The following is a 13122-nucleotide window of genomic DNA, read 5'->3' on the forward strand; positions in this document are numbered from 1 at the left end:
TTCTCCGGGGAAGGCATCACTCCCCGGCTCTCCGAAATCACGCAGAAGCAGCTGCAGATATTTGACCGCGTGGGTGTGCCAAGGCCATCAATCTGACCTACACAGTATAAATTTTGCGGATTTCACGCTTAAAACATCCAGGAAATGAATTCATTCCCCACTCTGTTTCCCTCATTTGTACAGGAAAACACATGACCAATTGTGTTCGCAGATGACGTATTTGCTTTCCTGTTGTAATATTCGTCTGTTCCTGGTTCAAAATAGTTTCTCCTCTCTGATACTGATTTTATCAATGATATTTCGCAATAGCCAGCAATGAACGCTTGCATTGCGCAAGACGTTACATTATCTTCTGAAACATATAGCGCACCTTGTCCAGGCGGCTGTTTGGACGGCGGGGCTGGATGACTGGCTTGCCGACAGCGGCCTGATACCCTTTCAGTTTTGTAAGGCATACGCTCTGCCCGTTGGTGTAAAAGGCCAGATCAGTACGGTATGCCTGTATACAGCGGGCGGGAATCTCGCCAGTAAAGACAACTTCATCCTTTTTTACCTGGACCGTTTCGATGGTGGCACAGTATTTCGGTGCATCATGATAAGCCCTGGAAAGATATTCCCGGGGCGCATAGAGGGTGAAGGAGAGATAAGGTTCCAGCAGTTGCGTCCCTGATTCCTTCAATGCCTGTTCCAATACAATCGGGGCCAATGAGCGGAAGTCCGCCGGCGTGCTGACCGGACTGTAATAAAGCCCGTATTCAAAGCAAATCTTACAGTCCGTTACGTTCCAGCCGAACAAGCCCTGCTCCAGCCCGTAACGGATACCATCCCTGACAGCGTTTTGAAAACTCTGGTTCAAGTATCCCAGCGAAACCCGGCTCTCGTATTGTACACCGGAGCCAAGCGGGAGTGGTGTAACAGACAGTCCGATGGATGCCCAAAACGGGTTGGGCGGCACCTCGATATGGATGGTGTGGCTGGCTGCTTTGAGCGGCCGCTCCATATAAATGACGGTGGGTTCCTTTACCACTGTTTCAAGCTTGTATTTTTCCGACAGCAAAGCGGAAACAACCTCCAACTGCACCCGGCCCAAAAAAGAAAGAATGATCTCATGGGTGATGGAATCCACCTCGCAGCGCAAAAGCGGGTCAGTATCCGCAAGTTGCGTAAGAGCGTCCAGCAGCCGTTCTCTTTGCGCTGCCGTTTTCGGCGCAATCGACGTCCGCAGCATGGGGAGGGGGTCCTCACGCCACCTTTTACGAGGGAGCCGGGTTGGGTCCCCTAATACATCGTTTAACCTCACGCTGTCGCTGGGAAGGATAACAATTTCACCCGGATAAGCGGTGTCTGTCCGAACAATTTCCCCTTTGGATGGAATACGCATCTCTGTGATTTTCAGCTTTTCTCTCCCGGCCAGGGCCACCGTATCCCGCAGGCGCAGCGTTCCGCTGTATAGCCGTAGATAGACACGCCGCTGGCCGCAATCTGTATACTCCACCTTGAAAACGCTGCCGCATAGGGCGGCGCTCCCCTGTTCCCCAATCGGTTGGAACAGCCCTGTCACCGCATCCATCAACGGTTGAATGCCAAGGCCCTTTCTGGCGCTGCCATAATAGACCGGGAACAGGGAGGCGTCTTGAACCCGCCGCTGTTCCTCCCGCACAAGTTTTTCCCGGCTGATTGGTTCTCCTGCGATATACTTTTCCAATAATTTATCGTTATTTTCGATGACCGCATCCCATGCTTCTATGTCGGTATTTTCCTCCAGGACTATTTCCGGGGACAGCGACACCGTCTGCTTGATGATAATATCGGCGGAGAGCTTATCCCGAACAGACTGAACCACGCTCTGCAAATCAACGCCAGCCTGGTCGATCTTGTTGATAAAGATAACGGTGGGAATGTTCATTTTCCGCAGGGCAAGGAACAGAATACGGGTCTGGGCCTGCACGCCATCTTTAGCGGAGATCACCAAGATGGCCCCATCTAAAACAGCCAAAGAGCGGTACACCTCCGCCAAAAAATCCATGTGGCCGGGCGTATCCACAATGTTGACTTTACATCTGTGCCACTGGAAGGAAGTGACTGCCGCTTGAATGGTAATCCCACGCTGCCGCTCCAAAAACATGGTGTCCGTCCTCGTTGTCCCTTTTTCGACGCTCCCCGGTTCTGAAATGGCTCCGCTGGCATATAGCAGGCTCTCCGTCAAGGTCGTCTTTCCAGCGTCTACATGGGCAAGAATTCCAATATTGATTATTTTCATGTGATTGTCCTCCCTTTACTGCCCCGAAGGGCATAAAAATCCCCAGCAGTAAAATACTTTTACCACTGGGGATGATAATTTGCGGACATACACATATACAGCATACACCTGTTTGTGAGTGCTGTTTTTGGGGATATGTCAAAATTGATAAGGCAAAAGTATTCTTAAATTGGGTACAAAAAACTAAGCCCCTACAAAAGGGACTATCATAATCCTTTGTTCCCACTATTTGATTATAGTTTTATTTAAGAATACCTTGCCGCATATTTTTTACTCCTTTTCTGGAATTGAATTATTATATCACATCAGTTTTAGGAAAACAAGTATCTAAAAGAAATTTTTCTTCCCCTTATATGTAACAATCATACCGGCTTCCTAACGTTCAGAATGGTTTCTACTGTCTGCTGCGGTGTTTGGTTGGAATTGTCCAGCCAAAAGCCGATCCGTGGTGTTGTCTGCATTTTACTAAATACAAATTCAATGTATACAGAAAGAAATATATAAGGAGTGGGAGGGATTCCGCCGTAGTCGGCATTGTAGGAAAATCCAAAAGTTTAGATTTTCTCAAAATGCTTATCTTTTGGTCTTTGGTTCGGAATAGTGTAGTGCTGGCGGTCTATCTATTGTTTTCGGTTGCTTGCTTCTTTACCGTACATGAGCATTATAGTCGGTGATGAAACCCCGCGGAGACATAGAATAGGACGCCCTGGTCTCCATGGAACGGCCGTTAGAAGGGTATACAAACTGAACGGCGGCGGGGTTTCTTAAGCGTATCCGAGATCATCACCCACCCCCGCTGCATGGTCTGGGCCGGTATGGGGATGGGGAAGACGCTCTCCACACTAGCGGCCCTTCAGTACCTCATCGATTTCGAGGACGCCGGCCCCGCACTGGTCAACGCTCCGCTTCGCGTAGCACGCACAACGTGGCCGCAGGAAATAATGCACAACTTTTCCTTGATGCAGATCAATTCTGCTTTAAGAAGTACCGGATAATCTTATTTCTAAGCTCCTGCTGTGGCCCAGTCAACTCAGGGTGCACCGGCTGATCATCAGACGGCAACAGGCGATTCGTCGGGGTCTTATCCCACAGCAGAGAGCTTAAAAGGAATCCTGTGGGGACGAAGAAGTGGCCCGAGTCCCCAGTGATTGGCCGTTTGTTGGGTATTCAGGCTGGACGGCAACAGGATTCCTTTCTAGCGCCGACAGATAGGATACTTGCTTGATAGTTAATTCTAATTCACTGATAATAAAACAAAATTAAGGAAACCTCTCCTTAAAACATCCCGGAAATGAATTCATTTCCCACTCTGTTTTCCTCATTTGTACAGGAAAACACATGAAACGAAAAGATTATATTGTGCAACTGATTGATTTTTAACGATTTGCAATCGGCATACATTCAATTCAAGCTGCCAGATACATAAAACAGGCCGAAAATGAAGTTATTTCCATAGCCATTTTAGCGATGTAATATTGAATATTTACTTTAAATTCATCTAATTAAGAATATCTATCAAACAATAGACCTAATTGTTGCCTCATAACGTATGATACTGAAAGTAAATCCCGTAACGCTGACTTTATAAGTATTGCCCCCTAAAGGGGAAACGACTCACTACATTTTGCGCGTCGCTAGTGCTCCTTCAACTGGGGTACTTGTTTGCCCAGCTGACCTGCGGCCTGCTGCTGGTGGCCCTGGGGGCTTACTAGTTTTCTCAAAACTATTGACATATCGCGAATAATGGATATAATAGATGTATGGATAAGATTGAAATTTTTAAAGCGCTGTCAAATGAAACACGGCTCAGCATTATTGAGTGGTTGAAGGAACCGGAGAAAAACTTTCCACCGCAGGGAGGACATTTTGACGATGCGGTGGATCTGAAGGGCGGAGTGTGTGTTGGAAGCATCCGCGACAGGGCCGGTATATCACAGTCGACCGTATCTCATTATCTTGATATGCTGCAAAAGGCGGGTCTGCTTCTTTCCGAAAGGCATGGGAAGTGGACATATTACAGACGGAATGAAGAGATGTTGACTGCACTGTCAGACTACTTCGGACACGAAATTTAAGTTGTGCATAAATTAGGCGGGATGAGAATCCCGTTTAATTTAAGGCTTTATATATCGACAAAACGAGATATAAGGATATAAAGAAACAAGGAGAAATTTCTATGCATTTTTCATGTGGAATTGTCAGACCGCCCTATGAGGCAGGTTCCTGTTTTTTACAAGTAACGTCAGGTTGCTCGCATAACAAGTGCCGCTTCTGTACCTTTTACAAGGAAGCACCGTTTGCTGTATCTCCTGAGAGGGAGATACGGGAGGATCTTCAGGAAATAAGAGATTCCGGATGGAAGGTAAATCGGATTTTTCTGCAGGGAGCGGACCCGTTCCTGCTGAGCTACGGCAGACTTAAAAGAATCATGGACTTGATCAAATAATACCTGCCCTGGGGCGTTTCCGTTGGTGGATATGGCCGGGTTGACAGCGTAAAGAACAAGTCTGTGGAGCAGCTTAAGTCACTGAAAGAAATGGGATATGACATGATCGTATTCGGAATCGAGTCGGGTGATGATGCTGTTCTCGATAAGATGAATAAGGGTTATCATGGAAGTGATATCGTAGAGCAGCTCTCCAAGCTGGATGAAGCAGGAATGCATTATTCCGTCATCTTCTTATACGGACTGGGAGGCCATGATTATGGTATGGGGCATGCCATCAAAACAGCAGAAGTGTTAAATCATCTGTCGCCTGTCAGGGTACTGGCTTCCGGGCTCTCGATCTTCCCTGATACTCCGCTTATGGAAGAAGTGAGAAGGGGTGAGTTTGTAGAAGCTACAGAGACAGAAAAGATACAGGAACTATATACCTTTGTGAAGACGCTTGAAATCCACACGCAGCTGGATGCAACGAATGTCTCCAATATGATGCCGGTATATGGACAGCTTCCGGATGACAAAGAGAAGATACTGGCGATGCTCAAACAGGGTGCAGACGAACAGGGAGAAGAGCGATTGCGGATGCGAAGAGACAGCATGAGAAGCCTGTGACCAGGACAGAAATCAGAAAAGCGGTATTTAGATGAAGGCGTATTATATTTTTGACAGCTATTGTGGATGGTGCTATGGGTTTGAGACAATTCTTAAGCCGTTTATTGAAGCACATCCAGGATTGGAAGTAACGGTGCTATCAGGTGGATTGAGGGTGTAAAGAATTTTGTGGGCGCTCTGAGACAATGCCTCTTGGAGAACCCCAACATGAAACGAAAACCCGATCCTTTTGACAAGTACGCCGAACAGATTCTGAATGACTTGAAAGAGTCCGGCCGGGAAATCCGATCCGCCGACGAGATGGATAATCTCATGCCCCACCTGCTTGGCCGACTGCTGACGAAAATGCTTGATGGCGAGATGACCCATCACCTGGGTTATGAAAAGGGCCAGGCAAGCCCGGGCGACAATGAACGCAGCGGGCACAGCTCCAAAACTCTGAGGTCTCCCAAGCTTGGAAATATCCATGTGGACGTGCCCCGGGATCGCAAGGGACGCTTCACTCCCCGGATCGTCCCTAAGCGCAAGAGGACGCTCGATGGTTTCGACGAGAAGATCCTGGCTCTTTATGCCCGAGGCCTGAGGACACGGGAGACCCAAGAATTTCTTTACGACGAATACGGTATGGAAACCAGCGCCGGGTTCATCAGCGATGTGACCGAGGCCATCCTGCCGGAGCTCGAGAAGTGGCAGAACCGGGCTCTCTGCCCCGTCTATCCGGTTGTTTTCTTTGACGCCATCAGGATCAGGACAAGAGGCGAAAACGGGGTCGTCACACCCCGGGCGGTCCCTATCGCTCTGGGCGTGGACACCGATGGAAAGAAGGATGTCCTGGGCCTGTGGATGTCAGAGAATGAAAGCGCCAAATACTGGCTTAAGGTCTTTAACGAATTGCAGAATCGAGGCGTCTCCGACATTCTCATCGCCGTCACAGACGAGCTCAAAGGCATGAAGGAAGCACTGGAAACCGCTTTCCCGGAAACGATGCTGCAGACCTGCATCGTCCACCCGATACGCAACAGCCTCAAAATGGTGAGCTGCAAGGATTACAAGGCGGTTGTGGCCGCTTTGAAGCCCGTCTGCCGTGCCGTGAACGCCGAAGAAGCGCGGCAGGCTCTGGACGCTTTCGCCCAGTCGGATCTTGGGGAAAATATCCCTATATCGAAAAGCTGTGGCTGGCTGCCTGGGATCGAGTGATTCCTTTCTTCGATTTCTCACCCGCCGTCAGGCGGCTGATTTACACCACCAACGCCATCGAAAGTCTGAACCGTGACCTGAGAAAAGTCGTTAAGACGAGAGCTTCCTTTCCAGGCGAGACGGCCGCAATGAAGCTGATTTACCTGGCCGTACGAAAAGTGGAAAAGCGATGGGTGAGGCCGTCACCTTATTGGAAGGCTGCCATGCGAGAATTAGCTATTGAGTACGGGGACAGGATCACACCTTTCCTCGATTAAACTGAAGGAGCCGCCCGCAAAAATTTCCACCCCCTCGTCCAGGGCCCAGCCGCTCTTACTCTATGAGAAAAACAAAGCCCCTTCACCCGGGCTTTCAGCGATCTTAAAGAGAGGTGAAAATAAAACGCCCCAAATTATTATAGATTAGTGGTTCTTCATTTAAATGAGTTTAAATGTACCCTGCTGTTCTTCGGATTTCTCCGGCTACTCCCGAATGTCAAGCGAAAGATCCCGCCCTATTCTCATTTGGTAGATTCGCCATGTTGAACATATGTAAGGCTGGCGCGCGGTGGACTCTGCAGATCATTTAAAACATGATGCGCCTGAATTTAAGGCGACGCTCGGCCAGGCAAAGGTCAATTTTTTGCCGCTTTCGCTTTAAACACCAGCCCTGGCGCTTAAAGCGGCAGGCTCGTTGCCTTTTGGAAATTAGCAGGGGAAGCATCTGAGAAACTTAATTTACTCAGCCTTTTAAGGGAAAATTGTAAAAAGCAGGGAGAGAGATCCTGCAGCCTATGGTTTGATGAGAGTGCTCCTTGTGCCTGTGAAGGGCTTGCTCCTTGGTGCGGCAAAGAGCCCGGCGCTCGGGGCCGTAAGGATCGCCGCACAAGTCAGAAGCGGCAGATTCATGAAGGAGAAGATGTCCGGGAGCTCTGTCCGCGTCCTTGACTCCTAAGCTCTAGAAGGCTCCCTGCGCAGGCTCGCTGCGACCGGTGAGCTGGCGCGCCAAGGGGTGGGGAAATCCACGCGCGGCCTCCTCGCCAACTGAGGCCGGTAGCCGGGCTTGTGGAAACAGGGAAAAATTTACTCAGGAATGTTGTATTTACTTAACATAATGGTTATTATAGAAAGTAATATCAAAGCCCAGGCTAATGAAAGATGACACTCCGCCGCTACGAAGTCGAGTTGCCACCCCCCGAAGACCCGAAGGAAGGTGAGGCGCTGCCAGCCGCTCTCCGGTGGCCCTCGCGGCTGAATCCAGCAGCGGCATACCTTGCGACTCTCCATGAAGGGGCTTCCCGCGACAATGTTCGCAGCAAACTGAACTGCGTCGCCCGCTGGGCTGGAGCTCAGGATCTCTTTTCCTGCAACTGGGCGGCGCTTCGCTACGAGCACATCCTCGCCTTCATGGCCTCGATGCAGAAGCCCGGAGCAGATGGCAGGCCTCATCTCAGCGCTCGGTCCCTCAACTGTTACCTCTCGGCCTTGAAGGGCGTCGCGCGCCAGGCTTACCTGCTGCGGCAGATGGGCACTGAGGCCTTGAGCCGCATCAGGCTCATTCGCGCGGTGCGCTATGCGAGGCTCGCAGCCGGCCGCTCGATTTCGGAGTCCGAATCAGAGGCACTCCTAGAGGCGCAGCCTCGTAATCCCCAGGGGCTTCGCGATCACGCGATTCTCGCACTGCTTCTGGGCTGCGGGCTGCGGCGCGCTGAGGCGGCGCAGCTCCTGATCCGAAACCTGAACCTGCCGGAATCGAGCATCCGGCTGATCGGAAAGGGCGATAAGGAAAGAAAAGTTTTCATGATTGGCGAAGTTCAGGAAGCACTCGAGGCCTGGCTTCAGGTCCGTGGACCCCTGGGGGCCTATGTTTTCGGACGATTCTACAAAGGTGGAAGGTTTGATTCGAACCGTCCGCTTACGCCGCACGCAGTGGGTGACATCGTTGAAAAATATCGGGAAAAGGCGGGGCTGGAAGCGCTTTCAACCCACGATCTCCGCCGCACATTTGCCACCAGGTTGCTCGCTGCCAATGTCGACATCACCACGGTTCAGAATATGATGGGGCATGCCTCGATTTCGACGACCGCCATGTATGATAGGCGCGGTGAAGACGCGCAGCGTGAAGCGTCTAAGAAAATTCGGCTTTAAAAAAAACAGGGTCAAACATTTTTTAATTTATATTATTACTCGTGAAAAGCACGAGTAATTAATTTTAATTTTCCGGTCATGTTTTCCAAACTGGGTGAAATCGAACGCAGCCTCAAGCACCTCCTGCTCACGGACAGAAGGGCCTGGGTGGCCTCTTTCCGAATGATGGAGGAAGTCAAAAAACAGCAGCTCTGGAAACCAGGCTACAGTTCTTTTTCAAACTGGCTCTCAACCATTTCGGAGGCAACCCGGATCCATATCTCAGTGCTATGGGACCGTCTTTTCGCTGGCGAATACTACCTCCGCTTTGAGGCTCGGGAGGCCAGGGCGGGCCGCAGCGCCCCCAGCCTGGAAAAAGCAAGGCTCGGCGTGGAAAAGTTGAAATATATTTTCAGAATCGCCGGCGGCAGCGCCGAGCGTGAACGCGACCTGATGGCGAAGGCAAGCGATGGCATCCTCACGGGCACGGCCCTGCGCCAGACCTGGAAGATGGAGCGTGAAGAAAGGCGCCTTGCCGGCCGCGCCGTGGGTTTTGCAAACGGCTACGAGCGAAGGAACGCGGAATTGAAGCCCAATTTGGTTTCGGAGACGCCTCTTTCCTCCCGCGCGGATTTGATCCTCGCCCTCGCCCGCACACCGTCCTGGCTGCCGGGATCCTCCATCAAACCCTATTTCCAGGACGGATACGAGCTTTTTCCCGAACTTGCGGTCGCACCTGGCCGGGCCTTTGTCCCGAGGTTTGACGCGCTGGCGGCGGAATCGGTCACGACGCATGAAATCGGCCGCGTGGCTCTGCACGGCTTTGCTGTCTTCTCTTCGGCACAGGATCTGAAACGCCTGCAAAACCTCAGAGCTCAGCTGGATTTTGTGGATTTTTACTGGCTTGCGGCACCGGAGAAAGAAGTAGAAGCGCTCGGCGCCCTTCCCGACTCGTGGGATGTGGCCGGCATTCTTGCGCTCACTGATCAGGGAACGCTCACCGTGAAGAAAAACGCCGTAGCGCTTCATCCGCTGCTTCGCTCGGTGGCGCTGGAAGCCGTTCTTTTTCAGTCTATTAAAAAAGTGAGAGATACGACGGTAGGGAAAAAGCCCTTTTGAACCTCAAGCATTCTGACTAGAGCACGGCGGCCCTTGAAATGCCGGCCTTTGATTTCCAGACCGTAAAACGGTTACGGTGCGAAGCGGGCGCTGTTTCTACGCGTTTGTTCCCTTTTTATCTTACAAGGGAACAAACGCTCTCTTGCTGCCCTTGTTCTTTTTGAAAACTCAATTTGCATAAAACGCTAGTTCGAAAGACTGATCTCCACTCTGATGCGATTAGACTAAGCAATATTCCTTGCCGCTTCTGCCCCTGGCGGCGCATTCCGTCTCAACCTTTTAAAAGTATTGCGGCTTTCTTAAAAAACGGGAGCCGAAACGCTCATGTCCTGGCTCGTTTCTCTTTTCGCGGATCCCGCGACTTCCGCCCATATCATTTTCGTTTATTCGTTGGTGATCGCGGCAGGCACGCTTCTAGGACACATCCGCGTCGCGGGCGTCTCGCTCGGGGCCACTTTCATTCTTTTTGCGGGGCTGGCGGCGAGCCAGCTCGGACTGAGCGTTCCCTCCGAGGTTCTCACGCTGATGCGCGACTTCGGGCTCACGCTCTTCGTCTTTTTTATCGGGTTGCAAGTGGGGCCCTCGTTTTTCTCTTCCTTCAAGAGCGGAGGGCTGCTCCTTAACGGACTCACCGCGCTGCTTGTGTTGCTCGGAATCGCAGTCACCATCGCGCTTTACTTCCTCTGTTCCGGCTGGGTATCGCTGCCCCAGATGATGGGCGTGCACTATGGCGCGGTCACGAATACCCCGGGGCTTGGCGCGACGCAGGAAGCGCTCGACGTACTTCATTATGCAGGGGAGAACATCGCCGTAGCCTATGCCTGCGCCTACCCGCTCGGCGTTGTCGGCACGATCACTTGCGCCATCATTCTCCGCTACGCCTTTCGAATCAACCTAGCGGAAGAGGACAAGCACTGGGAAGATGAAAAAAAGGCGCAGAACCACGAACCGATATACTTTCACGTCGAAGCCACGAACTCCGGTATCGAAGGCCGTAAGATCAGCGAAGTTCGTGAAATTATCGCGCGCCCCTTCATCGCAAGCCGGATTCTGCGCGAAGGCCAGATTTCAAGTCCTACAGCCGATACCGCCCTGAAGCGCGGAGACATCCTCCGAATCGTGGCCGCTCCTGAAAGCCGCCTCCCCGTCTCGGCCTTTTTTGGCCGTGAACGCGACGACGTCGATCTGGCGGCGGACAAGTCTCCGGTGTCCACTCGCACGATTCTGATCACCCGCTCCAAGATCAACGGCATGACGGTGAAGGACCTCGCGCTGAGCCGTTTCGACGGGGTCAACATCACCCGAGTCTTCCGGGCGGGCATGACGCTGTTTCCCTACTCCAACCTGCACTTGCAGGTGGGCGACCAGGTCTACTGCGTGGGGCCTGAAGCGGCGTTGCAGCGGTTGGAATCCATTCTCGGCAACAAAATCAAGAAGCTCTACCACCCCAACATCCTCACGATTTTTGTGGGCCTTGCGGCGGGCATCCTGCTGGGGTCGGTTCCGATCGTGATCCCCGGGCTCCCGGTTCCCCTGAAGCTCGGGCTTGCGGGCGGCCCCCTCATTGTCTCGATCCTGATCGGGCGCTTCGGCTGTTTCATGAAGCTTGTCTCCTTCACGACTCAGTCGGTGAGCATGATGATGCGGGAGCTGGGCATTTCGCTTTTCCTCGCCAGCGTCGGGCTTGCCGCGAGCCAGGGCTTCGTCGATGCGATGACAAACGGAAACGGGCCGCTCTACGTCGGCCTCGGCCTTCTCATTACTGTGATCCCGCTCCTGATCGTGGGAACGATCGCCCGGTGTGTTTTCCACGTGAATTACCACAGCATTGTTGGCCTCATGGCGGGCGCCACGACCGATCCTCCCGTGCTAGCTTACGCCGCGACGCTGTCTGAAAACAATTCCTCCGCCGTCGCCTATTCGACCGTTTACCCTCTTGCGATGTTCCTACGGATCCTGACCGGACAACTCATTCTCGTGGTCCTCTGGCCTTTCGTTTCATGACGGCCATTTGGAACAGAGCAATAAAGCAGGATGCCGAAATGCTGACTGGAGCGCCCGCTCCTTTCCGAAGCTACCAAACTCCCGATGAACAGATCCCTATGGCAGGACTTTCGGCGGGAGAGGCACCGATAGAAACAGCGAGAGAAGACTCTACTGTTTCTTTGTTATGGGTCGGATCACCCAGGCATTGCCGTTATGGGGCGCTTGTCATCCATGAGGCAGCGTAGCTTTGCCAGCAGGCAGCCAATGGAGTCGTGCGGGAGCGAAACGCCCGAGGCCTTGCATTCATAGGCCCTCCTGAGCATCATGGACCAAATGGCGGCGGCCAACGCACAAACAAACAACTTCCCGATATACCCAGTCTGCTTGCAGCGCAGGCGGTCTCCGTCGACCTGACGACAGATAGGATACTTGCTTGATAGTTAATTCTAATTCACTGATAATAAAACAAAATTAAGAAAACCTCTCCTTAAAACATCCCGGAAATGAATTCATTTCCCACTCTGTTTCCCTCATTGGTACAGGAAAACACATGAAACGAAAAGATTATCTTGTGCAACTAATTGATTTTTAACGTTTTGCAATCGGCATACATTCAATTCGAGCTGCCAGATACATAAAACAGGCCGGAAATGAAGTTATTTCCATAGCCATTTTGGCGATGTAATATCTAATATTTACTTTAAATTCATCTAATTAAGAATATCTATCAAACAATTTACCTAGTTGTTGCCCAGCATGACAGTCAGGATTCTGGATTAAAAGCTGGGGAAGCTCGGTGCTGATGAAAGATGACTTGGTGGAACCACGGCCGCCCTTCATCCAGTAATAAGTATGGCCATGCCGTTTGATATCCTGATGAACGCCCCAGAACGACCGGGCCACAATATTACTCAGCCTTATCGTCGTCATCCGTGTCGTCCTCCTTACTCATCAATAAACTCAATCCCATTTTCGTGAATCTCAACGTTCAGTCCCTCTAAATTAATCTCCTGCCCGCCGGGGCTCAAAAAAGCTGCCACCCACTTACCTGTACGACGTTCTTTTACAGCTGTTCCCCAGAAATAGGTATATACTTCCCACTGAAAAAGACTGACCACTTTCTGCATCATACTTCCTCCAGTTATATAATTGACTATTGGAAGGAGGTGATTACTATGCCGAATCAGCATGTTGTTCCGCGTGGAAACAGGTGGGCTGTCAAAGGCGAAGGCAATAGCTGCGCCACCGCCCTTACAAACACAAAACGTGAAGCTATTAACAGGGCCCGTAAAATTTCCCGAAATCAGGGCACTGAATTAGTCATTCACAATCGTAATGGACAGATCAGTCAAAAAGATTCTCATGGGCACGATCCATTCCCGCCAAAAGGATAAGATCAT

The 13122-nt window shown here is 51.3% G+C and carries 8 protein-coding genes and 1 pseudogene; 7 read left to right on the top strand and 2 right to left on the bottom strand.

Going from position 1 to position 13122, the window contains the following annotated elements; translation table 11 throughout:
* Positions 1-340: 340 nt before the first annotated feature.
* Positions 341-2260 carry a tetracycline resistance ribosomal protection protein Tet(W) gene (gene tet(W), locus MAF45_RS03835; RefSeq protein ID WP_237978232.1) on the bottom strand — a complete coding sequence of 640 codons (1920 nt, stop codon included), beginning with the start codon at positions 2258-2260 and terminating at the stop codon, positions 341-343.
* Positions 2261-4020: 1760 nt separating this feature from the next.
* Between tet(W) and MAF45_RS03840 the strand changes: the two genes are divergently transcribed.
* The 6 genes and pseudogenes from MAF45_RS03840 (at position 4021) to MAF45_RS03865 (ending at position 11740) form a co-directional block, all read left to right on the top strand.
* The gene (locus MAF45_RS03840) at positions 4021-4335 is read left to right on the top strand and encodes an ArsR/SmtB family transcription factor (protein WP_237978233.1); all 315 of its coding nucleotides are present in this window, start codon (positions 4021-4023) and stop codon (positions 4333-4335) included.
* Positions 4336-4769: 434 nt separating this feature from the next.
* Entirely contained in the window at positions 4770-5315 is a 546-nt protein-coding gene (locus MAF45_RS03845) for a radical SAM protein (protein ID WP_237978234.1), read from the top strand.
* Positions 5316-5522: 207 nt separating this feature from the next.
* Positions 5523-6769, top strand: a pseudogene (locus MAF45_RS03850) (IS256 family transposase).
* An 879-nt stretch (positions 6770-7648) separates the two neighbouring features.
* Positions 7649-8638, top strand: coding sequence for a tyrosine-type recombinase/integrase (locus MAF45_RS03855; protein WP_237978236.1), 990 nt, complete (start codon positions 7649-7651; stop codon positions 8636-8638).
* A 78-nt stretch (positions 8639-8716) separates the two neighbouring features.
* Positions 8717-9736 (top strand): hypothetical protein, encoded by a 1020-nt coding sequence (locus MAF45_RS03860; protein ID WP_237978237.1) that lies wholly within the window; start codon positions 8717-8719, stop codon positions 9734-9736.
* Between the two features lie 324 nt (positions 9737-10060).
* Entirely contained in the window at positions 10061-11740 is a 1680-nt protein-coding gene (locus tag MAF45_RS03865; RefSeq protein WP_237978238.1) for a putative transporter, read from the top strand.
* A gap of 926 nt (positions 11741-12666) precedes the next feature.
* On the opposite strand, the gene MAF45_RS03870 is transcribed toward MAF45_RS03865, so the two are convergent.
* Positions 12667-12852 carry a hypothetical protein gene (locus MAF45_RS03870; RefSeq protein ID WP_237978239.1) on the bottom strand — a complete coding sequence of 62 codons (186 nt, stop codon included), beginning with the start codon at positions 12850-12852 and terminating at the stop codon, positions 12667-12669.
* 45 nt (positions 12853-12897) lie between these two features.
* On the opposite strand from MAF45_RS03870, the gene MAF45_RS03875 reads away from it, so the two are divergent.
* Positions 12898-13116, top strand: a complete 219-nt coding sequence (locus MAF45_RS03875; protein WP_283206990.1) for a DUF2188 domain-containing protein — start codon at positions 12898-12900, stop codon at positions 13114-13116.
* Positions 13117-13122: the final 6 nt, after the last annotated feature.

It is taken from the genome of Mesosutterella porci (genome assembly GCF_022134585.1).
Lineage (GTDB): Bacteria > Pseudomonadota > Gammaproteobacteria > Burkholderiales > Burkholderiaceae_F > Mesosutterella > Mesosutterella porci.

Coding starts and splice junctions, on each gene's coding strand:
- MAF45_RS03840 (WP_237978233.1), top strand. CDS start 4,021: ATGGATAAGATTGAAATTTTTAAAGCGCTGTCAAATGAAACACGGCTC.
- MAF45_RS03855 (WP_237978236.1), top strand. CDS start 7,649: ATGACACTCCGCCGCTACGAAGTCGAGTTGCCACCCCCCGAAGACCCG.
- MAF45_RS03860 (WP_237978237.1), top strand. CDS start 8,717: ATGTTTTCCAAACTGGGTGAAATCGAACGCAGCCTCAAGCACCTCCTG.
- MAF45_RS03865 (WP_237978238.1), top strand. CDS start 10,061: ATGTCCTGGCTCGTTTCTCTTTTCGCGGATCCCGCGACTTCCGCCCAT.
- MAF45_RS03870 (WP_237978239.1), bottom strand. CDS start 12,852: ATGATGCAGAAAGTGGTCAGTCTTTTTCAGTGGGAAGTATATACCTAT.
- MAF45_RS03875 (WP_283206990.1), top strand. CDS start 12,898: ATGCCGAATCAGCATGTTGTTCCGCGTGGAAACAGGTGGGCTGTCAAA.